The organism is Dysgonomonas sp., assembly GCF_035323175.1.
GTDB lineage: Bacteria > Bacteroidota > Bacteroidia > Bacteroidales > Dysgonomonadaceae > Dysgonomonas.
Genome location: NZ_DAOKYH010000018.1, coordinates 1 through 24,428 on the forward strand (window position 1 = coordinate 1; position 24,428 = coordinate 24,428).

A 24,428-nucleotide genomic window follows, 5' to 3' on the forward strand; every position below is an offset into this window, starting at 1 on the left:
AGACCATATAGAACGGAAAGTAATAGCTCCGAATGTCGATCCGAAACGGACACATCTGAATAAAGAGTTAATTCCATTCCCCGAAGGAGTAACCAACAGGACAGAGGCCATAAAGTACAGGATCGAAAATGCAGGATTGAGCCGTAAGGTTGGAAAGAATCAGGTACAGGTTATCCGAGTTATACTCTCCGGAAGTACTGAAGATATGTTGCGGATACAAGCGGAAGGCAAACTCGATGAATGGTGTCGGGATAGTATGGACTGGCTAAAAAAAGAATACGGAGAGAAAAATATTGTGGCAGCAACTTTGCATCTGGATGAAGATGCTCCGCATATACATGCATCGGTAGTTCCTATTGTTCAGGGAGAACGAAGAAAGAAAAAATCGAATAAAGAACAAGAAGCTCCTAAAAAGCAATACAAAAAGAAAAAAGCAGACAGACCTCGTTTGTGTGCCGATGATGTGATGACCAAAGATAAATTGATTCATTATCAAGATAGTTATGCTCAAGCAATGGCAAAATATGGCTTGGAACGTGGCATCAGAGGTTCGGAAGCAAGGCACATTACCACATCAGAATTTTATCGTAATCAGAAAGTGGAATCGAATAATTTGCAAGAAAATATTGGATTGTTATTAGCCATAGAAGATGCTAAACGATTGAGCATTGAGGAACTTAGACTACGAGAGATAGAAGCTGAAAGACTCAAAAGTCAAAAAGAAGCAGAGCTAAAAGAACACATAAAATATCTTGAAGATGAGAAGCAAGATGTCTATGAGAAAGTTAGAGATATGTATGACCGCAAAGACGAAGCCAGAGAAAAGTTTCTGAATCTCCATGAACACACTCAGCAAAAAGAGCAGGAAGCCACTGCTATTGAAACTCGTTTGGAGGAGCTGAAACGTGATTACGAGCCATACAAGGCACAAGAAGACTTGAGTTTATTTTTTGAAGTATTTCCAAATCTAAAAGAACGCTTGCGAATAACTCAATTGTGTAAAGGGATTGGATTAACCATAGATGGTACTAAAAAGCTTTTTAATGGCGAGTATTTATCTGTCACGGGCAAACTATATTCATCGGAATATAGCCAATCTTTTGAGGTAAAAAACGCTAAATTGCAACTGTTCAAAGACCGAGATAATCCCGACAAGCTGAAACTCTCCCTTAATGGAAAAAATATCCTTGATTGGTTTAGACAGAAGTATCAGGAGTTAAGGCAGTCAGTTAGAATAATCCAAAGGTCAGAAAAGGATAAAGGAATTAGGAGGTAAATAAGGCTGTTTCTCAAATATTTAGTATTTTTGTGGGTAATAATAAGTATCTATTAATTGTTCGATAAAACATAAAAATGAAAACATACGATACCTTTCCAATCAATATGTTAGAAATGCAAGGTAACATTGAAAGAAAATCTTTCCATTTTGTTGCCGATAATTGTAAAGTTTGGCATCAGGGCAACTGCATTGTTGATTTAGATTCAACATTCGTGATTAATGCTGAAATTAGCCCTTTTAATGGAGAAGTAGAAGTGAGTATTGACAATTCCGAAATAGAAGAATATATTACTGATCAAATCAGCTTCTCTGAAATATCTATGTTGAATGACAGGGTACTTTGGAGTAATAATATCTTAGGCGGTGGCGAAGGCTTTGAGTACAAAGACATGTCTCTATTTTATTGCAATGGCATATTGTCAAGAATCTACATCAATCGCAATAATCCATTGATTATGATGGAGTTTAATTTAAACAAACACGGTGAAATTGCAGATGTGGAAAATCCTTTGAAGAAAATAGCAGAAGAAATACAAAATGTAAGAAGAAGGGAGACGATTGATTTAAGTAATGTATATTTCGTATCGAACAGTCATCAAAGGTATGAAAATGGAGTTCCTGTTCGAGATTTGCAACAAGGTTGCAAACGTGCTGTTAAAATCGAAAAAAACATCAATGGTTGTGAAGGGTATAACATAAAAGGAGGAGAAGGATATATTGTTACCACATTCAATTTAGATGGCAATCACCCTATGTCGGGCAATAATATCCAAATGACACCAAAGCCGATGAAAATGATTAATCAATCAGAGGATAAAATAGTGTTGCGAGGTTATCAATGCGAAGCGATGTCACCATTTGGTTGGATAGACTTTAACGGTGCTGATTATAGTTTGAGTGTTTTTTTGAAATCTGGTGAAATAGATAAATGTGTATTGCATATGCATGATAGAAATGTGGATATTGAGTATCATAAGGGAAAAAATCAACAAATAGCGCAAGAACCCGAAATAGTATCATTATCTCAACAAGCAATTGCACAATATCAAAAACAAAATTCAAGTGGTGCAAGAAGTTTTTTGGTACAAATTTATCGTTCTGTAAAATCAAATCCCGGACAACTTAATGAAGTAAAGGATTTTTCAAGCATTGGTAAAGCATTTTTATTTATGCTCGATCAAAATCTATCTGATGATATTGATACTTTACAAATGATGGCAAGTGTTGGCTATTTATGTATATCAAAAGCCATTGAACAAAATAGATTCGACCTGAATTTATATAAAGACAGATTATTATTATTAAAAATGGGACATGAGCCATTAGTATATACTGTTATGTCAGCACTATATGAACCATTAACAGGATTTGATGCATTAAGTCCTCGTGCAAGTATGCGTCCACTTGAAGCAAGAGACGATATTTTTATGATGTCAATTGCAGATATAGAACTGCACCCACAATTATATCAACAAGTACCACTTTTCAGAGAAATGAAAAACGATTTTGATGAAAAAATCAAAAAACAGTTCTTCATGCCTGAAAAAACACTTGATAATGTGATTAAATCAGGCGTAGAAAACCATAAAAAACTGCTTGAATATTTGGAAAATAGAGTTATGCAAGAAGAAGATATTGATTTTTAGAAGATTAATATAGATATGTGTTTTTTGGTGGCTACCAGCTCAATTTTCGTTTTGCTATGCCTATATACCTATTAGTATGCTTAGGAACTGGGATAAGTTTTTAATAATCCTTGAACTTTCGACAATTTATTGAGAATCATCCTTCCTCAAAACTAAAACACTCAATTTTACAGTTTAGGGTGTAAAATTGGGCGTTCATTTTATAATTGGCTTATTTACAGCCCTGTTTGCGAAGAGAGAGAGGCAGAGTAAGAGTGAGAACAAGTCGAAAAGTAAAAACAACAGAAAGAAGCCGAATTGCAACAAACAGAACAGGCTCTCAGTAAAACTAAAAGTGAATTGAAAACCGAGAAACTTAAAAATACGGCTGCTGATATCGGTGCTACTATTATGGATGGTACAGTTCTATGATAGGCTCTTCTAAAGTGAAACGAAAACAGTAGGAGATCGAAACGCTGAAAGAAGAAAAGGAAAATCTAATTATAGAAGTAAAAACTCTGAAACAGGATATGTAGAAAGAGCATGAAGTATAGTTGTTTTTTTGCTATCTGAAAAAAGTTCAATTTATAAAGATAGTTTAAGTTTACTATACATCGAAGATGTTCGATTATTTTTTATTTTTAAAGTATAAAATATAAATACCTAATTTAAATTAAAAATTAGTTTATGTCCTTTACCTCCTATACAATATTATGTGTAATCATTGGTATACAAGCTATTGATGTTTTAAATAATTAAAACAATTCTACGCTTTATATTTTGAATCAATTTAAATATACGATATGAAAAAAACGGTATTAACATTTCTCATTGTCTCTATCCACGCTGTTTGCTTTTCGCAAACAACTGATGAACAAGCTATAAATTGTTTAAGTACATCTGATTTCTTTTTGTTGGAGGAGATATATCCTAAAATAGAAGATAAGATTCAAACACCTTATTTAAAAAACTTGGCAGAATCTGTCTTATACACTGCATTCAACCAACCGGACAGTGCAATAGAATCGATAGACTCCCTCATTGCAAACTACCAAGGCGAAATAGGACTCGAAAATGTGAGAAATATGTTTATATTTCAATGCAGGATTCTCTTGCGAAAAGGCGAATACAGGGAGGCTTACGAACGTATGAAAGGATTTATAGATCAGATCGAACCTCACGCGCCACCCGAATTTCTCGTAGCCTCGAAAGAAAATCTAAAAATGTACCAAGCCTTGCTTGACGAAGACAAACCACGGCTTATCCGTCCCGATGCCGATTGCGTAGTGCCTATCGAAATAGATACCATCAAAATAAAAGAAAACGAAGATGATACAATCAGGCATTCGACGCTCATGTACGCTCCCGTTGTGGTAAACGGCGTCCGCGAACGTTTTATATTCGACACAGGATGCGGTGGCGGAGTGTTCTTATCGCAGGAATACGCTACTCGCTTGGGGGTAAGGATCAAGATGGATTCACTTTTGATATCGGGAGCAGGAGGAAAAAGTTATGGACAAATGGGTATTGTCGACAGCATAATGGTAGGTAATATGACTTTTAGGAATGTGACAGCGACTATTGTTCCGCCCAATGCCGAAGTCGATTCTCTATTTAAGGTAAACGCAGTGCTGGGCAATGATATAATGGACTATGCGGGCGAAGTACAGATATTTCCCGAAGACAGGAAAATCGTTTTTCCGGTGAACAAAACACCCTTGCCTGCTACAGGGCGAAATATGATGCGAGTTCTAGGTGGTGATGCTTTCTTTTTGAAAGTCTATTCAGGCGATAATAGATTAGTTATGCTATTCGATACGGGAGATACTTATGCTCATCTTAATGGTCATTATCTTGGCTCAAATAAAGAATTTGTAATGCGTAATGGCACAAAAAGTAGTCGGGTGAGTGGCGGCTTCGGAGGAGCTGGTCTAAGAGAATATTATAACTTGCCTTTTTTTTCGATAAAGATAGGAAATAAGCAATTCAAAATAGAGAATATGACTGTAGAGAGTGAGCTACCTATTGGCACACAATTCGAGTCAGGAGCCTTGGGAATGGCTTTCATTAATGCGTTTAGAAAAACAACTATTAATTTTGAACAAATGTTTGTTGAAGTATATGATTGAAGGGTCCAGTACATACAAAACAAAGAATATATGGTTGAAATTCAATTTTTTAAGTATTGACCTCTTTATACTAAAGAATACTTTATTTAAGCAATATCATTCTCATCAATCTTGCGTATAAATCATATACAAATGTAAGTTCACAATGAGACAGGCCTTATTACTTCTTTTTTATGATTAAATGAATAGCTAAGAAAATCTTTCGGGAGCAATTTGGGAACAAATAATTAAAACAAAAAGTCTAATTGACTGATTATCAATTAGACTTTTGGCGTATTAGTACCCAGAGCCGGGATCGAACCGGCATGGAAGTGAATCCACTGGTGTTTGAGACCAGCGCGTCTACCAATTCCGCCATCTGGGCTTGTGCCTAGTGCGGTGCAAAAGTACACATATTTTTCATATATCAAAAGATCAGGTATAACTTTTTTGAAAAAGAATCGTATAATTTTATTTCGCTATTGTCCCTAATCGTTTTGTTTGTATATTAGTATGATATAACTTTGTATAAATTTTTAAAACAAACATGGATAACAAGAACAATTATTGCGTGATCATGGGTGGTGGCATTGGCAGCCGTTTTTGGCCCTTTAGCCGCGAAGCCCGTCCAAAGCAGTTCCTTGATTTCTTTGGAACAGGACGTTCTCTTTTGCAGATGACTGTAGACCGGTTTAAAAGAATCCTTCCTCTTGAGAACATATTTATAGTCACCAATAATGAATATGCTCAGATGGTACAAGAAGAACTGCCTGAGTTGAAACCCAATCAGATATTGTTAGAGCCAATGCGACGCAATACAGCTCCATGTATTGCTTTTGCGACTTACCATATCAACTCTTTTAATCCTGAAGCAAATATTGTAGTTGCTCCTTCCGATCACTTGATTCTGAAAGAGGATGAATTTCTTTCTATTATTCAGAACGCTTACAAATTTGTATCTAAGCACAATACGTTGTTGACTCTCGGCATTAAGCCTAGTCGTCCCGAAACAGGTTATGGATACATACAAATGAGTGAAGAAAAGCTGGACGGAGTAAATAAGGTTAAGGTCTTTACCGAAAAACCGAATTTGGAGCTGGCTAAGGTCTTCTTCGAAAGCGGAGAGTTCCTGTGGAATTCAGGTATCTTTATCTGGAATAACAAAACCATCTTAAGCGCACTTCGTGAATACCTTCCTGAGATAACTTCCCGTTTCGACCGCGGCATCGATGCCTTTGGTACAGAAAAGGAAAAAGCCTTCATTGATGAGAATTTCCCATTTTGCCCCAATATATCAATAGATTATGGCATAATGGAAAAAGCTACAAATGTATATGTACAGGCAGCAGATTTCGGTTGGTCTGATTTAGGAACTTGGGGATCACTCTACGAAATATCCGAAAAAGATGATGAAGCCAATGCTTCGCTCATTGCCAACACTATATTTTTTGATAGTGCAGAAAATGTTGTGACATTGCCTGCCGGCAAATTAGGCGTTATACAAGGCTTGGAGGGCTACATTGTAGCTGAAGCAGACGGTGTACTACTGATTTGCAAGAAGTCGGAAGAACAGCGTATCAAACAGTTCGTTGCTGACGTAAAGCTAAAATACGGAGAAAAATATATATAACAATCAAATAAATATATGTCAAAAGAACTTTTACCAAATCTTCCTTACCTTGTAGCAGATATCAATCTGGCAGACTTTGGGAGAAAAGAAATAGAAATAGCAGAGCATGAAATGCCGGGATTAATGGCACTTCGCAAGAAATATGGAGCAACAAAACCGCTGAAAGGCGCTCGTATCATGGGTTCGTTACACATGACTGTGCAAACAGCTGTACTTATCGAAACCCTGAAAGAATTAGGAGCCGATATACGTTGGGCTAGTTGTAATATTTTCTCTACCCAAGACCATGCAGCAGCAGCTATTGCAGCAGCCGGGATACCCGTATTTGCATGGAAAGGAGAAACCCTTGAAGAATATTGGTGGTGCACAGAGCAAGCGTTAGCGTTCCCTGAAGGGAAAGGCCCGAACCTGATAGTAGACGATGGTGGCGATGCTACACTGCTTATCCACTGGGGATATAAAGCCGAAGAAAATGCAGACTTCCTGAATAAAAAAGCTTCGAGCCACGAAGAGCAAGTAATACTCGATACCTTATCTCGCATTCTGAAAGAAGACAACAATCGCTGGCATCGTACAGTTGCCGATTGGAAAGGAGTATCCGAGGAGACAACAACAGGAGTACACAGGCTGTACCAAATGATGGAGCGAGGCGAACTGCTTGTTCCGGCTATTAATGTAAACGACTCGGTAACCAAGTCTAAGTTTGATAACCTTTATGGTTGTCGCGAATCATTAGCCGATGGCATCAAGAGAGCTACCGACGTGATGATTGCCGGTAAGGTTGTGGTTGTTGCAGGATATGGAGATGTAGGTAAGGGCTGCGCTCACTCTATGCGTTCGTACGGAGCTCGTGTCATTGTAACTGAGATAGACCCGATATGCGCCTTGCAGGCAGCAATGGAAGGCTTTGAAGTGACAACAATGGAAGAGGCCGTGAAAGAAGGTAATATTTTTGTTACAACAACAGGCAACAAGGATATTATAACAATAGAGCACATGTCTCGCATGAAAGATCAGGCTATAGTATGTAACATAGGGCACTTTGACAATGAAATTCAGGTGGACAAGCTTGTAAACTACCCTAGCATTAAGCATGTAAACATTAAGCCGCAGGTAGATAAATATACATTCCCTGATGAACATTCTATATTCCTTTTGGCCGAAGGTCGTTTAGTGAATTTAGGTTGTGCCACCGGACACCCTTCATTCGTGATGAGTAACTCATTCACAAACCAGACTTTAGCTCAATTGGAGTTATGGGTTCGCGACTATGAAGTAAATGTTTATCGTTTGCCGAAACATTTGGATGAAGAAGTTGCACGCCTACACCTTGAACAAATTGGAGTGAAGTTGACCAAGCTGACTGAGGCGCAAGCCGAATATCTTGGGGTTCCTGTAGAAGGTCCATACAAACCTGAACATTACAGATATTAAGATATCATCTATCAATATAAACGGGCTTTGTTTTAAAGCCCGTTTTTTTTGCAATATGTGATACGGTATTAGCGCTCTCTTCCTTATTCAAAAAGTGACAAAGGTGACAGGTTTTAATATGTTCTTTATGTCACCTTTTTTAGTTTCTGATTACCACTCTTATTTTACTTTTATTTCAAAGATCTCTTTTAGTTAGATAATTATTATTTAAATAATTAAAGAGAGATCTGCCAGTATGATGCATCACTTTTCATACAAGCTACTTCTTAATTATGATTTAAAAAATTTTCGATTCTTGTTTTTGTATTTGCGGGTAAATCTGAGCTGTAGACCTCGTAATTAGATACACTCATTTCCTTGAACCATTTTTTCCAAAGATATGACATAATATCTTCATCAACTTTATTGTTCGGACTCTCTGCTTTTATCTCTAACACAAGAACCTCTAAATTATTCAAATCATTACGCTCTGTCTTTATCCCAAAATTGTTTCGCTCAATCATTTGCTTCCAATCCTGCTTTCTATATTGTTTCAAATTAGTATTTGTGAGATAACTGAAGCGATTCTTATCATTTATCACCGACTGACTATGATACAAATACCCATCAGTGAAAATTATCAATATATTTCGATAGTTGGGATCTTTTTGAATGCAAAAATCCTTTACGTCATTCTTAAAGAAACGCCAAATATCACTACCCTCCCATGCACTTGTAGCAACAGTTTGCCGATATATCTTCTCTAAATTTTGCGAATAAAGTTCTGTTATATTATCATATACACCTTTTCTGCCTTTGTTATCCATTTTAGAGCAATCAATAATAAGCTTACTAACCATTGAGTTAATATCACTACTTACAGGCGGAGGACTGAAGAATATTCTAATTTTTCCTTTGGCATTATAAGCCCCCAAGCTTGTCATATTAGATTTAAAGAATTCTGTAATGGTCTTAATATTTTCAATATCGTTTTTTTGAGCATTCGCATTTATTTTGGGACTAATTCTATCAGATAAGTCCAATAAAATCGAGATATTCAATTGCCCTTGTTTCTTCGATATTTTACTATTCCCAGCATTATTACGATTAGTATCATTATTGCTATCACTAACATTATTTTTACCTCCGCAAGCCACCATTGAGAATGCTAAGATTGTTATAATAAATAGATGTTTCATAAATCCATGATTATTTTGATTAGTTACTAGAGACTGAATTTGTCCTAATAAATTCTGAATTTTTTAATTCAAGTAAAAATTTTTCTTTAATCCTTTCACATTCATCAATCTGAACTTTTGAAGAACTCGTTGAGCGCATGTAAACAATCCATCCCGAGAAGTAATTATTAACCCCTTCTCTTACATCATTGAAATACAACACATATGACTCCAACTGTATTTTCAATTTATCTATTTCTCCCTGATTATTATTCTTTTCTCTTTGAAGAATAGAAATTTTATCCCTCAACTGCTTACATTCAGTCTTGGAAGATGCTAGTTTTTGTTCTTTATTTTTAATTGCATATCTAACTTTGTCCATTTTCTCGTATTCACTCATTGTAAAGCTGAACACAAGCCCCCAAATAATATAAACTACAAAACCCGCAAAGATTATTATCCAGAAATTAACTTCATGAAAAGCTCTCGATATCGTCATCGGTGGCATATCCATAAAAAGTCCCCCTATCATGATATTGTATATTTCTTTAACAATAGCATATGCTATAATAAAATCAAAAAAGAACGTGACAACAACAAGTCCCGAGATTTTAAAATACTTACTTATACCTTTTTCTTCTGAGAATTTATGAATTAAAAAGCCCAAACCTAAAAACACAGCAGGGATTGCTAAAATGAAAATCAACTCAGTAAAACCGTCTGCCCAAGCTTTACCTACGGCCTGCGCATCAAAGATAGCTTGAGTTATCTTTGTGTCATCAGGTGTAAAGTCTTTGAAAAAAGCTGAATAAGCCGCTGAGCTGTAAAACACAAACAAGTAAATGGTAAGAAATACTATAATGACTAAGCCAATCCAGAAGCTTATTTTTACGTAAGAATCTCCCAGAACAACTTTTGGATTTTCCTTTATATCATGAATTTCCTGTAAAATTCTTCCAATTTTATTCTCCTCATGCATTAATCGATCTTGCTCTGTTTTTATTTGATTTTCAACATTTGCATTTTTCGCTTCAAGGCCACTGATTTCTTGTTTGATTTGACTTTTTCTCTCATCTTGTTTCATTTTATCTTGCTGGATATAACGAATCAATTGCATATATACCGCATGCAGTCTGGGCAATAATGCCTGAGAAGAGCCTCCACAATAACCCGCATCTCTTGTCCCTTTGCTAGCATAAGATGCTCCCGAAATGACGGCAATAGAATCATCTGTATCGTCTTGTTGAAACCTTTGTTGGGGTTCAATATCTTGAATAGTAAAAATATCCTTAAGTCCCATATCTATGATTTTTTAATGGCCTGTAATACTTCGTCAAATGATCTTTCCTCCTTCGCTTGCGCTAAAAGATATTCTGATATCTCTACTGCATTTTCTATTGCAAAACCAAGTCGCTTACTTGCCTCTTGCAAAGTTTCCTTTTCCTTATCCTCTATCTTTCCATCAGCCCAAGCAATGCGAGATAAATTATATAGATACTCTATTCTCTCATCTTCGCTTAAACTTTCTAACGAGACAAATGTATTTGGAGAAAAAATCGCTTTCTGTATTTCTTCTTCCAAAATTCCTCCTTTTTCCTTGCCTATTTGATAAAGCAATTCTAATTCATGTGGATGAACTTCTGCATCAGCTAACACCATTTGATATAAGCCTAAAAACATCTTTTTTTCACTCTCGTTCATATACAACTTACTTACCCCTGCTCTTACGGCTTTGCAGGTCTTGCCTTCATGATAGATGTAAGAAGAAGAGATCAATAGAACTGCTCCTTGCTTACTTCGAATTAACAAACCCACACAACTTCTTCACGAAGAGCTTTAAGGATTTACAAAAATGAACATGGGAGTACCCCCCCTGTCAATTACAATTATTTAGTGTATGTTTTGTATGAATAAGTATGGGCTCTGTGTGGACACACATTTGTGAATTTTCCTCTTGAAGACATAAGAAATTATGTTCGGCTCATACTTTAATGGTGGAAATCAATACCTGGTAGAATTTCTTAATTTTTCCAAAATTAGCAAAAAAAATAAAAAAACAAATAAATGTGATATATTTTTTAATCAACTGGATTTAAATCTATTAATTTATATTTACAAGAAAAGAAAATGTTAAATAAGAGGTAGAGAACAAGTAACATTTTATCTACAAGATTTAATATAGTCTGAATAGAAAATATGCAAATGATATGATATTTCTATAAACAAAAAGAGTTCCGCTGTCTAGCGGAACTCTTTTGTATAATATATATAAGATCTATTATTTCTGTCCTTTCAGTATATTAGCTTCATCAATATATTTATCTGCTTCAATAGCAAGAGGTGAGTTCATATATTGATTCTTTATAATTGAAAACACTTCAATTACTTTATCGTAATTTCCTTGATTACGATATATAAGACCTGCTTTTTTGTATAACATAGGGCTTTGAGAAGCATTATCTACACCTTTAGCAGCCTTGATATAATAAGAAACAGCCTCATCTGATTTTCCCAGGTTATCCAAGCAGTCGCCGATTGCACCATTCGCCAGTTGCGATATTATTTTATCACTACCGCTATAGTCTTTCAGGTATTCAAGACCTTTCTCGTAGTTACCCATATTTGCATAACAGATTCCGGCATATAGTTTAGCCAGTTTTCCGGCTTTAGTAGAACCATAGTCACTTATGATTGACTCAAATCCTACATATCCGTTTTTATCTCCAAAAACAGCTAATGAATCTTGTCCGGCTCTGAAGTACTGTTCACCTCTGAACATTGCCACCTGAGCTTCGGTAGTTTTTGGCCCTACAATAAAATAGTTGTATGCAAGAAATGCACTAACGACCACAACTATAGCACCAATACCTATTAATAATTGTTTTTGGTATTTTTCAATGAAACGTTCTGATTCTGCAACTGCTGTTCCAATACGTTCCCAGTCTTTTTCTTCACGCAATTCAGCTTGTTTCTTTTTAGACATTTTTAATCTGTTATAAATATTTATATTATTCTGTTTATTTCAAATTTAGCAGCGACAAAAATAGCTGTTTTATCCTTATAAATAAAATCCTTAACTATATTTTTTTTATTCGGTATAAAATTTAATGAGTTGTTCAAGTGCCTTTTGGCATGCAGGACAAAAATCTTTACAAGTATTTGTCTTCATTCTACAGTCAACAGCAGGACGATATATCCCTTTAGACGAATAGCCTCCTCCTTCAAAGACACCTATTGGATATTTATCAGCCGACTTTATATCTGTAGGAATTGGAGTGTCTTTTACCAATAAGCTTTTCCATTTCGAATTAAAATCGACAAGCGTTGTTATATTTGGTTCCCATGGCTCTACACCAAAAGGATAGCTATCGCTAAACGTATCATTTTCATAGTAGTATTCATCGGCCAATCCACCAAAGCTATGACCAAATTCATGAACAACAACAGGCTTGAAGTCTGCATGCCCCGTCGTGGTCAATGTATAGGCATTAAAAATACCACCACCGCCATATACATCAGTATTCGCTAATATAATAATATGAGCATAAGGTATCCCCGCAATTGGGTCGTGTATATCCTTTACATTGGTAGTAGTCAGGTAACGATCAGAATAAAAGGTATCGAAATGGGAATGAAAAGCCGTTTCATTCCATTTGCCTTTACGAGGCACGCTTACACCGGAGTCTTTCGATTCTGTTTCTACAGCAATAAAGTTGAACTTATCTTGCATACGATTAAATGGGGTATGTGCTAAAATCTGTTCGCATGCCGTTTTTGCATTTTGTCTGAATTTTTCCATTTCAGAAGTCGTGTAACCTTCTGCCAGGATAACGACATTGACGCATTTATCTACAGGTCCCCCTTGATGTATAACGGTATAAGCCGGGGTGTTTTTCAATCCTTTTTTCCTTATTAGGATATCGTCAGGAGTGACAGTATGCCTAAGAGCGGTTTTGTACGAACCGTCTTTTTCTCGCAAACTTACCTCTATATCAACCTTATCTTTTGGGTATGGTAATAAGAATGTGTTTTCGAAACTTTTTCTTACTGTAGCAGCTTCCGGGATAGTGAGCCATTCCTGAAATAACGAACTGAAGGATTCAAGATAAATACATTTCCCGGTTCTATGATCCGTCATTTTGATTTGCCCATTTCCTTGTCTTCCCAGTTCTGCAAGATGGTGACGGCGCCCTGCCCATTGGGGCAATTGGTTTAATTGTTCGAGAGAAACGGTTTGAGAGACATTGTCACCTGTAAATATATAATCCACACGCAACGTTTTGTTTTCAAAGTATTCTTCAAAGTTTTGAGAATATCCCCCCAGTGCAAGAAGGAAAAGTGATAGGGTTAACAGAAAATATTTCATGAAAAGCTTCGTTTTAGAATAGAACAAAGATAAAAAATTAATCACAATATTTAAGGATAAAGTTTCTATCAATTCAATTTGATTCTTAGGATGGAAGATGAAAATTTATACTTTTTTTGATTTTTCATATTATGCTTTCTTATATAATTGATTAGCTTTGCATCCGAATACACTATATAGTTAGAGGTCTCTACATGAGGAAAATTCAGTTGTTGACGTATACGTTTCTGCTTATTCTTTTTTCTGTGCCTTTTTGGGGTGCACAAATTTCTCGTATAGAGTCACGTATAACCCACCTCGACAGACCTCAAGACTCATTACCTACCGACTCTGCATCACCTCGGGTTCGTTTAAACCGAGACCCGGTTCGTAAGACTCAGAATGATTCTATACGGATGCGTGGAGACTCCCTTCCGTCCGACTCTATAAAGAAAAAGAAAGCCGTTTTGGATGCTGTAGTAGACTATACAGCCAATGACTCTATCGTTCTTACAGCAGGAAATTGGGGATATCTATATGGCGAAAGCGTTGTGAAATACACCGATATTTCACTCAAAGGAGAAAAGATTTGGATGAACATGGATAGTAGCCTTGTTTATGCCACATACGGTCTCGATTCTGTAGGAAAAGAATTTGGATTCCCAGTATTTACTGATGGAGGAACAGACTACGAATCAAAAACAATGAAATATAACTTTAAAACAAAGAAAGGTTATATTACAAATGTGATTACCACTCAAGGAGAAGGATACATTGTAGCAAGCAGAGCAAAAAAGAACGACGACAATTCGTTTTTTATGAGAGAGGGAAAATATACCACTTGCGACGATCACGAACACCCTCACTTTTACTTGGCACTGACAAAAGCCAAGGTGAGACCTAAAAAGAACGTCGTAACAGGTCCTGCATACCTTGTTATTGAAGATTTACCTCTTCCTATCGGTTTACCGTTTGGGTTTTTCCCATTTTCTGAAAAGTATTCTTCTGGAGTTATTATGCCATCTTATGGAGATGAGCTCGCCCGAGGATTTAACTTAAGAGACGGAGGTTATTACTTTGCGATCAATGATAATATCGATTTAGCTGTGACCGGAGAAATATATACTAAAGGTTCATGGGGAATCAATGCCCGCTCATCATACAGAAAAAGGTATAAATATTCGGGGGGATTTGATGTCGGATATCTTGTGACTAAACTCGGAGAAAAGGGAATAGATTACTCTTTGGCAAAAGACCTAAAAATCAACTGGACACACAGCCAAGACCCTAAGTCAAATATGTTTAGGACGTTATCGGCAAGTGTACAATTCTCTACCAGTTCTTACGACCGTAATGACCTGAATACAGCTTACACCCCTATGGGAACGAATAATACAAAAAGCTCAAATGTAACACTAACCCAAAAGATACCTAATTCCCCTTGGAGTTTCTCTGCCAATATTAGTGCAGCCCAACGTACACAAGACTCAACAATATCTCTTACCTTGCCTAACGTTACAGTTACGATGAGCCGCATAGCTCCGTTTAAAAGGAAAGATGCTGTAGGCGCAGAAAAATGGTACGAGAAGATACAATTGAGTTATACGGGAGATTTAAGAAATAGTATTACGACAAAAGAAAACAAGCTATTTCAGTCTAACTTGCAAAAAGACTGGAATAATGCAATGAAACATACAATCCCTGTGTCTGCTACTTTCAGTGCGTTAAACTACCTAAATATCACTCCGTCTTTCAACTATACCGAGCGATGGTATACAAGCAAAATAGAAAAGCGATGGGATGCTGATCAACGCCGCATGGTAGTTGAAGATACAACCTATTCATTCAACCGCGTTTATGATTTCAATTTCTCTCTTGGTTTTCAAACCAAGCTGTATGGGATGTTCACTCCTATATTTTCAAAGAACACTCAGATCCGCCATGTGTTCACCCCTAGCATAAGTCTAAGTTATGCTCCCGATTTCAGTAGTCAAAAATTCGGATTTTATGAGAAGTTATATTACTATGATTCGGAAGGGAATTGGAGAGATACAGGAAATAAATATTCTCCATATGAACAAGGTATGTTTGGTGTACCAAGCCAAGGAGCCCAAGGAATGATTAATTTCAGCTTCGACAACAATCTTGAAATGAAATACAGAGACTCCAACGACTCTATAAAGAAGATCAGTTTGATTGATAATCTCGGGATTAATTTCAGTCACAACATGATGGCCAAAGAATTCAAATGGAGTGATATTAATATGGGACTTCGCCTGAAATTCAGCAAATCATTCACAGTGAATTTGAATGCGGCATTCGATCCATATCTCTATAGAGCTGAGACAAACGATGCAGGGGAAGTAACCAGTTTGAGACGTGTGAATGAACTTCGTATTTCAAACGGGAAAGGGTTTGGACGATTGAAAAGTACAGGATATTCCATATCGCCATCCATTAATCAGGATACATTCAAAAAATGGTTTGGAGGCGGCGATGACAAGGATAAGGATTCTAAAAAGAAGGAAGATGAATCCACACAGAGTGAGAATAATTTGGCCGCACCCGGAGAAGAAAAAGAACGTAAAAGCTTGATGGAGGCAAAAAAAGATGATAACCAATATGATGAAGATGGTTATGTAAAAAATGAGATCAAGTGGAATTTGGGGATCAGCTTCTCAATGAATTATAATACGAATAAACTGCCTAAACAAGCAGCTCGAAACGATTATGCAGAATATAGAGGTACGTTAACTAAAGCCCTCAGCTTGAACGGAAATATACAACCAACCAAAAATTGGAGTTTCAATTTCAATGCCAGTTATGACTTCGATGCCGGCAAAATAGCATACATGAGTTGTAATCTTACTCGCAACCTACACTGTTGGTCTATTTCGGCAAGTTTCAACCCTGTGGGTCAATACAAATCATATTATGTATCGTTACGTGCAAGTTCTTCAATGCTTCAGGATTTGAAATACGAGCAACGCGGGCGAGCTTCCAGCTATGATCCTAATTGGGATTAATATGTATCATAATACTTTGAGCTATGCAAAGTATTATCAGTATTTGTCTTTTACTAAACCTATAAATATCACCAAAGATGAAAAAAATCATTTTCAGTTCTCTATTAATGATATCTCTTCTTTTTATCTTAGGCGCATGCAGTTCGGCAGACAAGCATTTCCTTAAAGATAAAGAGTATAGGGAACAAGTACACCAACAGTTTATGAAGCGCAAAGACCTTGCGACAGGACGTAGTGAACAATTGTTTTCTGTTTTAGATAAACAAGACCTCACTCTGGAACAACGTGAGGCTTTAGAATTCCTATACGCTTATATGCCTCTTTCAGATCTGGCAGATTATGATGCGGATTTTTTCCTTGGTCAGGTAGACGCAGCATTCAAAGCTCGTGATTACTTCGATTGGGGTAAAAAAATACCGGATGATATATTCCGACATTTTGTATTGGTCTATCGTGTAAATAACGAAAACCTAGATACTGCCCGACAAGTGTTCTTCGATGAACTCAAAGATAGAGTAAAAGGGCTGACAATGGAAAAAGCAGTATTGGAAGTAAACCATTGGTGTCACGAAAAAGTAACTTACCGAGGAACAGACGGACGCACATCAGCCCCTCTGGCTTTAGCTAAAACATCTTGGGGACGCTGTGGTGAAGAATCGACTTTCACTACCGCTGCACTTCGTGCTGTAGGTATTCCTGCCCGCCAGTGTTACACGCCACGCTGGGTACACACCGACGACAATCACGCGTGGGTAGAAGCATGGGTAGATGGCAAATGGCATTATATAGGAGCTTGCGAACCAGAACCAGAATTGGATGTAGCGTGGTTCTCTGCTCCGGTAAAACGTGCCATGATGGTACACACCAATGTTTTTGGATTGTACAATGGACCTGAGGAAAAGAATGTACAAACAGACCTCTATTCGGTTATCAATCTACTTGCTAATTATACAAATACACGCGATGTAAAAGTAAAAATAGTAGACGAAGCAGGTAAACCTGTAGAAGGTGCAACCGTAAAATTTAAAGTGTACAATTATGCTGAGTTTTACCCTATTGCCACAAGTACTTCTAAAACCGATGGAACAGCTTCTATAATCTCAGGAATGGGAGACATATTTGTTTGGGCAAATAAGGGCGATATATATGGATATGCTAAATCTACTCCTGAATCGGCAGAAGTGACAGTTACATTAAATAATAAACCGGGAAAAGACTTAGATGAAACCATTGTAATGGAAGCTCCGGCAGAACAAGCCATAAAAGAATTAGCACCAGAAAAGATTGCAGAAAATGCAAAGCGTCTGGCTCACGAAGACTCGATACGAAATGCATATATGGCAACCTTTATTAGCGAATCGGATGCTAAGAAATTTGCAGAAAAAAATAAGCTAAACCCTGATAAGACTTGGAATATTTTATCCAAATCGCAAGGAAACTGGCAGGAAATATCCTCTTTTATGGAGGCTAAGAAAGATAATCCATATCTGAATGCATTCTTATTATCTCTTTCCGATAAAGATTTACGAGATACTCCGGCTGCATACCTTTTAGATCACCTTACTATCGGACAAGATGCGACACAAAAGAAACTAGCTGAAGACAGCCCTCTGGTAGGCAGTATCTATTCTCCAAGAATATCACAAGAATTGATTCGTCCGTGGCGAAGCTTCTTCAAAAAAGCATTAACGGAAGATTTTGTAAACAAATCGAGAAATGATATTAATGAAGTAATAAACTTTGTTCGTGAAAATATAAAAATTGATGAAGAACAAAATTATTTCAAATGCCCGATCTCCCCACAAGGCGTATATGAATTGAAAGTTTCAGATAAGCCATCAAGGGATATATTATTTGTTGCTCTTTGTCGCTCTATGGATATCCCTGCACGTATTGATCGTGCAACAGGACGCCCTCAATATCTAAAGGGGGAAACTGCATGGACTGATGTATTCTTTGATAAGCAAGCCGAAAAACAGCCAAAGGCTACAATTCAGTTTACAAATGCAAAGGATAATATTGTGAAGCCGGGTTATTATACTCATTTCACAATTGCCCGATACGACAATGGTGACTTTGTTACTCTCGATTATGAAAACAGTATAAAAGATCTACCGGCTAAAATAACAGTGGATGCAGGCTACTATCGTTTGATGATAGGTAGTCGTGGAAATGATGGTTCTGTAACGATAAGTACACGCTACTTTGAAGTAAAAGGCAATGAAGCGAAAACATTCGAAATCGAATTACCGAAAGTAGAAGGCCGCATTCAGGTACAAGGTATCGTAGATCCGAACACAGTTGTTACATTACAAGACGGCAGTAAAAAGTCAATCAAAGAACTAACGAACGGTAAAGGTTTGATGATCTGCTTTGCTGATCCTGACAAAGAACCTACTAAGCATATCCTGCAAGACCTTCCGGCCGTACAACAAGCTATTGAAGAATGGGGCGGAGGAATCTTGTTTGCTATTCCTGACGACAAGCTAAGTAAAGCGTTTGATGCTTCTGTCTTTAAAGGTCTACCTAAGCAATCATTATGGATGACTGATCATAACAGGACTTTGTTAAATACAGTTGCGGGAGCTTTGCAAATCGAATTCTCAAATAACTTCCCGCTTACAGTATATATTTCTACAAATGGAGGTATTTTGTATTCTTCGCAAGGTTACCGCATTGGAATCGGAGAGAATATAATTAAGACAATAGAGTTGGAGAAAGGAACAAAATAACAGTTGAAATATAAGATACAAAAATGGCAGATCATCTGATCTGCCATTTTTGTTATTTATAATAATAGCTTACTTTTTTGTATGCTCTGCAATTATTTTCACAAGGTCTTCTTTAGATACCAAACCTCTCAAGCGAGTAATCTCCTTTCCATCTTTGTATACAACAATAGTAGGCAATACCTCAATCCCTTTATCTATTGAGAATTTCTTGTAGTTGTCAACATTTATCTTTCCGATCTTTGCCGATCCTTTGTATTCTTTAGCTACACTTTCGAGAATAGGAGCCATTCGGCGACATGGCCCACACCACGGAGCCCAAAAGTCAACAAATACTAATCCTGTTCCGGTCTCTTTTTCATAATTAGAAGAGGTAAGCGTTACAATAGGAGTATCATTATTCGTAGTGTTGTTATTCCCAAACACACTATTGTTTCCCAATAAAACAGTCAAAGTCATAAGAACTATGCCGAGTATTGGAAGGGTTATTTTACGTCTCATTATTAATAGTTTTATATGATTTTGGGCAAATATAATAGTTCTTATCTATTAAAATGTTCTTGTTATAACTATTTATACATTTTTCGGTATGATATATATTAAATTCAACTATTTTTGCATCAGAAAGGTATATAATACGGAATGAATCACGAACCTCAAATACTAGATTTAGATAAAGTACTTGCCGAGAAAGCTCCCAAGATTTATAATAAGGTACCACGTTTTGCAATAAACTACCTCAAGCGAAAAATCCATTTAGATGAACTGAACGAAATACTTACGATCTATGCTGATAAGTATGGAGTGGATTTTATGCAAGCGGTTGTAGGATATTTCAATCTTACATTAGAGACCTCGGGGCTAGAAAATATTCAAGACGGGAAAAAGTATATATTTGTATCAAACCACCCTTTAGGCGGGCTCGATGGCATCTGCTTATCTGCGGTTATTGGAGACCGATTCGATAAAAAAATAAAATACGTAGTAAACGATGTTTTATACTTTATTAAGAATCTGCAACCTATTTTTCTTCCGGTCAATAAATATGGACGTCAGTCGAAACAAGCGACTACAAGCCTAAATGAAGCCTATGAATCGGACAACCAAATCATTACCTTCCCTGCGGGCTTATGTTCCAGACAAGAGAATGGCAAGATTCATGATTTGGATTGGCAGAAAAATTTTATTCTGAAAGCTGTAGAATCAAGAAGGGACGTAGTTCCTGTACACTTTGAGGGCAAAAATTCAAATTTCTTTTATAGATTTGCAAATATAAGAAAGCGTCTGGGCATAAAATTTAATATTGAGTTGATCCTATTGCCTGACGAAATGTTTAAGAATAAAAATAAAAGTTTTTCCATAACATTTGGTGAACCTATACCATATACATTCTTTGACAATTCAAAGAGTGCTATGCAATGGGCGCAGTATGTAAAGGAAAAGTCATATAATTTGGCAAAAACAAACAAGCAATAAATGGAAACTGTTATCGCACCGATAAATAAGGATTTATTGAGAGCCGAACTGACGAAAGATAAATTTCTCAGGTATACAAATAAGGCTAACAATGAAATCTATATTGTCACACATCATAATTCGCCGAATGTGATGCTGGAGATAGGCCGTCTGCGTGAGATAGCATTCCGGTATTATGGCGGAGGAACAGGGAAGTCTGTAGATATAGACGAGTACGACAAAATGGACAATCCATACAAGCAATTAATAGTATGGAATCCGGAAGCAGGAGAGATAATCGGTGGATATCGCTTTATATGCGGACCTGATATTTGCTTCGATGAGAATGGTGAACCCATATTGGCAACATCGCATTTGTTCCATTTCTCCGAAAGGTTTATTAAGGAATATCTCCCTTATACATTCGAGCTTGGACGTTCGTTTGTTACGCTCGAATATCAATCAACACTAGCCGGCTCGAGAGGTATCTTCGCATTAGATAATCTTTGGGATGGATTAGGTGCCCTATCTGTGGCAGACCCTTCCATGAAGTATTTTTTTGGGAAGGTAACAATGTACGACACATACAATACACAAGCACGGGATATGATTCTGTATTTTCTGAATAAATATTTCCCGGATCCCGAAAAGCTTGTATGGCCAAAGCAAGCCTTAACGATAGAGACCGAAAAGAGCAAGCTGAGAAGGCTATTTGATGGAGAGTCGTTCAAGTCTGACTATCGAATATTAAACACTTCCGTTCGTAAATTAGATCTTAATATTCCTCCACTTGTAAATGCTTACATGAGCCTTTCCCCTCAAATGAAGGTCTTTGGAACGGCAGTAAACGATACTTTTGGCAATGTAGAGGAAACAGGAATCCTCATCAATGTAGATGAGATATTAGAAGAAAAGAAAAAAAGACATATTGAGTCCTACTTAAAAGATAAACCTTCGAAACGTTTTTTGAAGAGACTTCGACAAATGATAAACTGGAGTTGGACAAAATACGAAGACAGGCCTAAACCGAAGAAAAGAAAAAATGAAGGCTTTTTTACAATCTCCCGTAGGATTAATCGAGATAAGAGAAACTGACGGTTATATTTCATCGGTAAGGATTATTCACCAAGGAGGGGAGGAAAAAGCCGACTCTTCACCACTTTTGAATAATGCAATAAAGCAGTTGGAAGAATATTTCTCCGGAGAACGTAAAGTTTTTGACTTACCCCTGAAACAAAACGGTACACCGTTTCAGCAAAAAGCATGGGAATATCTGAGTACAATCCCTTATGGCAAAACTGTTTCGTATAAAGATGAAGCCATCGCTATCGGTTCACCCAAAGGATGTAGAGCTGTAGGTGCTGCAAACGGAAAAAATAATCTAGCCATTATAGTACCTTGCCACCGTGTGGTAAATGAAGGAGGACAATTGGGTGGCTATGCATATGGAACAGATATAAAACTTCTTCTTCTTGAACTCGAAAATTATTATAACTTCATGTAAATGCTAAACCTCTCACGATATAACATAATTCTAGCATCCAATTCGCCTCGTAGAAAAGAACTTCTGAGTGGGCTAAACATACCCTATGAGATAAAAACTTTACCTGATATTGATGAGTCATATCCGGACAGCCTTGCAGGAGAGGATATCGCTATCTATATTGCGAAAGAAAAGGCTAATGCTTACCTCGATCAACTGGATGAGAATACATTACTTATAACTGCAGACACAATCGTCTTACTCGATGGAAAAGTTTATGGAAAGCCATCAGATGAAACAGATGCGAAGCAAATGCTACGCGATCTTTCCGGAAAAACGCATCAGGTAATCACAGGGGTATGCATCACAACTAAAGACAAGCAAGTCTCTTTTGGTGTATCGTCCGAAGTTCGCTTCTCTAAACTTGATGACGATGAAATTGAATATTACGTTTCCAACTATAAGCCTTTCGACAAAGCCGGAGCATATGGAGTGCAAGAGTGGATAGGATATGTAGCTGTAGAGTATATCTCGGGATCGTATTTTAATATAATGGGGTTGCCAATACAAAGATTATATAGAGAGCTGAAAAAGTTTTGAGTTATACAAAATAAAAAAGACGGTCTTAAGCCGTCTTTTCTTGTATTATTATCAATATCCTGATTTTCTTATCCTACACTACCCTCCAGACTGATTTGTAATAGCTTTTGAGCCTCAACAGCAAATTCCATCGGAAGATTTTGCATTACCTCTTTAGCATAGCCATTTACGATAAGCCCTACAGCTTCTTCAGTTCCTATACCGCGCTGATTACAATAAAGAATTTGATCTTCACTAATCTTAGAAGTAGTAGCTTCATGCTCAATGATAGCTCCCGGATTTGCTATATCTGAATAAGGGAATGTATGTGCACCACACTTATCACCGAGCAATAAGCTATCGCATTGCGAGTGATTGCGTGCACCTTCTGCCTTTGGTGAAACTTTAACCAAACCTCTATATATATTTTGACTAAGCCCTGCTGATATCCCTTTCGATACGATACGGCTCTTTGTGTTTTTGCCGAGGTGTATCATCTTGGTACCTGTATCGGCCTGCTGATAATGGTTGGTTACTGCAACGGAGTAAAACTCACCGATAGAATCATCTCCTGCAAGGATACATGATGGGTATTTCCATGTAATAGCGGAACCTGTCTCTACCTGTGTCCAAGAGATCTTAGAACCTTTTCCTTTACATATACCACGCTTAGTAACAAAGTTATAAATTCCACCCTTACCATCTTTATCTCCCGGATACCAGTTTTGCACAGTAGAATATTTTACTTCTGCGTAGTCGAGAGCTATGATTTCTACAATAGCAGCGTGCAACTGATTTTCGTCACGCATAGGAGCCGTACAACCCTCAAGGTAGCTAACGTATGAATTATCCTCAGCAACGATCAGAGTTCGCTCAAACTGCCCTGTATTAGCTGCATTGATACGGAAATATGTAGACAACTCCATCGGGCAACGTACACCTTTAGGAATATACACAAAAGATCCGTCACTGAATACGGCAGAGTTAAGCGCAGCAAAGAAATTATCTCTATATGGAACTACAGAACCAAGATATTTCTTGACCAATTCGGGGTGTTCTTGTACAGCCTCACTGAAAGCACAGAATATAATACCCTTTTCGGCCAACACTTCCTTAAATGTAGTTTTTACGGAAACACTATCTACAACTGCATCCACAGCCATAGTTTGCACACCGGCTAATATTTCGCGTTCATGAAGCGGAACTCCGAGTTTATCAAATGTTTTCAACAACTCAGGGTCTACTTCATCAAGGCTTTTCGGTCCGTCTTTTTTCTTTGGTGCTGCATAGTAACTGATGCTCTGATAGTCAATCTCCGGAATTTCCAGATGCGCCCATTCCGGCGTCTTCATTGTAAGCCAATGACGATATGCTTTAAGACGGTATTCGAGCAACCAATCCGGCTCATTTTTTTTCGCTGAAATCAGACGTACAACATCTTCGTTGAGTCCGATCGGAATAACCTCAGTTTCAATATCCGTTACAAAACCGTATTTATAATCTCCGGTGGTAACGTCTTCTAAAATTTTATCTTGAGTTTCTTGCATGATTAATTTTATTTTAGCGAATAGCGGTAGG

18 protein-coding genes and 1 tRNA gene are annotated in these 24,428 nt (G+C 37.1%); 11 read left to right on the forward strand and 8 right to left on the reverse strand.

All coding sequences use genetic code 11. The features are described from left to right. The 3 genes from mobV to PKC55_RS15325 all read left to right on the forward strand — a co-directional run. A partial coding sequence (gene mobV / locus PKC55_RS15315) for a MobV family relaxase (protein ID WP_324373555.1) occupies positions 1 to 1,276 on the forward strand: 1,276 nt, incomplete at its 5' end. A gap of 77 nt (positions 1,277 to 1,353) precedes the next feature. Further along, a complete protein-coding gene (locus tag PKC55_RS15320) occupies positions 1,354 to 2,925 on the forward strand; it encodes a hypothetical protein (RefSeq protein ID WP_291127849.1) in 1,572 nt (523 codons plus the stop codon). Between the two features lie 782 nt (positions 2,926 to 3,707). Then, on the forward strand, positions 3,708 to 5,033 hold the full coding sequence (locus tag PKC55_RS15325) for a retropepsin-like aspartic protease (protein ID WP_291127851.1): 1,326 nt from the start codon (positions 3,708 to 3,710) through the stop codon (positions 5,031 to 5,033). A 280-nt stretch (positions 5,034 to 5,313) separates the two neighbouring features. On the opposite strand, the gene PKC55_RS15330 is transcribed toward PKC55_RS15325, so the two are convergent. Then, positions 5,314 to 5,397, reverse strand: a tRNA-Leu gene (locus PKC55_RS15330). Between the two features lie 162 nt (positions 5,398 to 5,559). Between PKC55_RS15330 and PKC55_RS15335 the strand changes: the two genes are divergently transcribed. Continuing rightward, positions 5,560 to 6,642 (forward strand): mannose-1-phosphate guanylyltransferase, encoded by a 1,083-nt coding sequence (locus tag PKC55_RS15335; RefSeq protein ID WP_135105608.1) that lies wholly within the window; start codon positions 5,560 to 5,562, stop codon positions 6,640 to 6,642. A 15-nt stretch (positions 6,643 to 6,657) separates the two neighbouring features. Next, entirely contained in the window at positions 6,658 to 8,076 is a 1,419-nt protein-coding gene (ahcY, locus tag PKC55_RS15340) for an adenosylhomocysteinase (RefSeq protein ID WP_135105607.1), read from the forward strand. 266 nt (positions 8,077 to 8,342) lie between these two features. On the opposite strand, the gene PKC55_RS15345 is transcribed toward ahcY, so the two are convergent. The 5 genes from PKC55_RS15345 to PKC55_RS15365 all read right to left on the reverse strand — a co-directional run bounded on the left by PKC55_RS15345 (position 8,343) and on the right by PKC55_RS15365 (position 13,599). Then, entirely contained in the window at positions 8,343 to 9,254 is a 912-nt protein-coding gene (locus PKC55_RS15345) for a hypothetical protein (RefSeq protein WP_291124969.1), read from the reverse strand. Positions 9,255 to 9,273: 19 nt separating this feature from the next. Then, entirely contained in the window at positions 9,274 to 10,533 is a 1,260-nt protein-coding gene (locus PKC55_RS15350) for a PTS sugar transporter subunit IIC (protein WP_291124966.1), read from the reverse strand. 2 nt (positions 10,534 to 10,535) lie between these two features. Beyond that, a complete protein-coding gene (locus PKC55_RS15355; protein ID WP_291027794.1) occupies positions 10,536 to 10,934 on the reverse strand; it encodes a TerB family tellurite resistance protein in 399 nt (132 codons plus the stop codon). 577 nt (positions 10,935 to 11,511) lie between these two features. Beyond that, on the reverse strand, positions 11,512 to 12,216 hold the full coding sequence (locus PKC55_RS15360; RefSeq protein ID WP_006841876.1) for a tetratricopeptide repeat protein: 705 nt from the start codon (positions 12,214 to 12,216) through the stop codon (positions 11,512 to 11,514). A 105-nt stretch (positions 12,217 to 12,321) separates the two neighbouring features. Further along, complete coding sequence (locus PKC55_RS15365; RefSeq protein WP_291124964.1) at positions 12,322 to 13,599, reverse strand: M64 family metallopeptidase; 1,278 nt, start codon at positions 13,597 to 13,599, stop codon at positions 12,322 to 12,324. Positions 13,600 to 13,793: 194 nt separating this feature from the next. On the opposite strand from PKC55_RS15365, the gene PKC55_RS15370 reads away from it, so the two are divergent. Together PKC55_RS15370 and PKC55_RS15375 are read left to right on the forward strand one after the other, a co-directional pair. After that, a complete protein-coding gene (locus PKC55_RS15370) occupies positions 13,794 to 16,604 on the forward strand; it encodes a putative LPS assembly protein LptD (RefSeq protein WP_324373556.1) in 2,811 nt (936 codons plus the stop codon). 77 nt (positions 16,605 to 16,681) lie between these two features. Next, positions 16,682 to 19,336, forward strand: coding sequence for a transglutaminase family protein (locus PKC55_RS15375; protein WP_291128536.1), 2,655 nt, complete (start codon positions 16,682 to 16,684; stop codon positions 19,334 to 19,336). 69 nt (positions 19,337 to 19,405) lie between these two features. Here the strand turns inward: PKC55_RS15375 and trxA are convergent, their stop codons facing one another. Next, positions 19,406 to 19,834 (reverse strand): thioredoxin, encoded by a 429-nt coding sequence (gene trxA / locus PKC55_RS15380; protein ID WP_291128538.1) that lies wholly within the window; start codon positions 19,832 to 19,834, stop codon positions 19,406 to 19,408. 141 nt (positions 19,835 to 19,975) lie between these two features. Here trxA and glsA point away from each other — a divergent pair, with 141 nt between their 5' ends. The 4 genes from glsA to PKC55_RS15400 are packed head-to-tail and all read left to right on the forward strand — an operon-like array spanning position 19,976 to position 22,871. Beyond that, a complete protein-coding gene (glsA, locus tag PKC55_RS15385; protein ID WP_283685371.1) occupies positions 19,976 to 20,809 on the forward strand; it encodes a lyso-glycine lipid O-acyltransferase GlsA in 834 nt (277 codons plus the stop codon). Next, positions 20,810 to 21,883, forward strand: coding sequence for a glycine N(alpha)-acyltransferase GlsB (glsB, locus tag PKC55_RS15390; protein ID WP_135105597.1), 1,074 nt, complete (start codon positions 20,810 to 20,812; stop codon positions 21,881 to 21,883). After that, the gene (locus PKC55_RS15395; protein ID WP_291128541.1) at positions 21,831 to 22,292 is read left to right on the forward strand and encodes a methylated-DNA--[protein]-cysteine S-methyltransferase; all 462 of its coding nucleotides are present in this window, start codon (positions 21,831 to 21,833) and stop codon (positions 22,290 to 22,292) included. The genes glsB and PKC55_RS15395 overlap by 53 nt, the downstream gene beginning before the upstream one ends. After that, a complete protein-coding gene (locus PKC55_RS15400) occupies positions 22,293 to 22,871 on the forward strand; it encodes a Maf-like protein (RefSeq protein ID WP_135105593.1) in 579 nt (192 codons plus the stop codon). Positions 22,872 to 22,939: 68 nt separating this feature from the next. On the opposite strand, the gene sufB is transcribed toward PKC55_RS15400, so the two are convergent. After that, a complete protein-coding gene (gene sufB, locus PKC55_RS15405) occupies positions 22,940 to 24,397 on the reverse strand; it encodes a Fe-S cluster assembly protein SufB (protein WP_135105592.1) in 1,458 nt (485 codons plus the stop codon). Between the last annotated feature and the right edge of the window lie 31 nt (positions 24,398 to 24,428).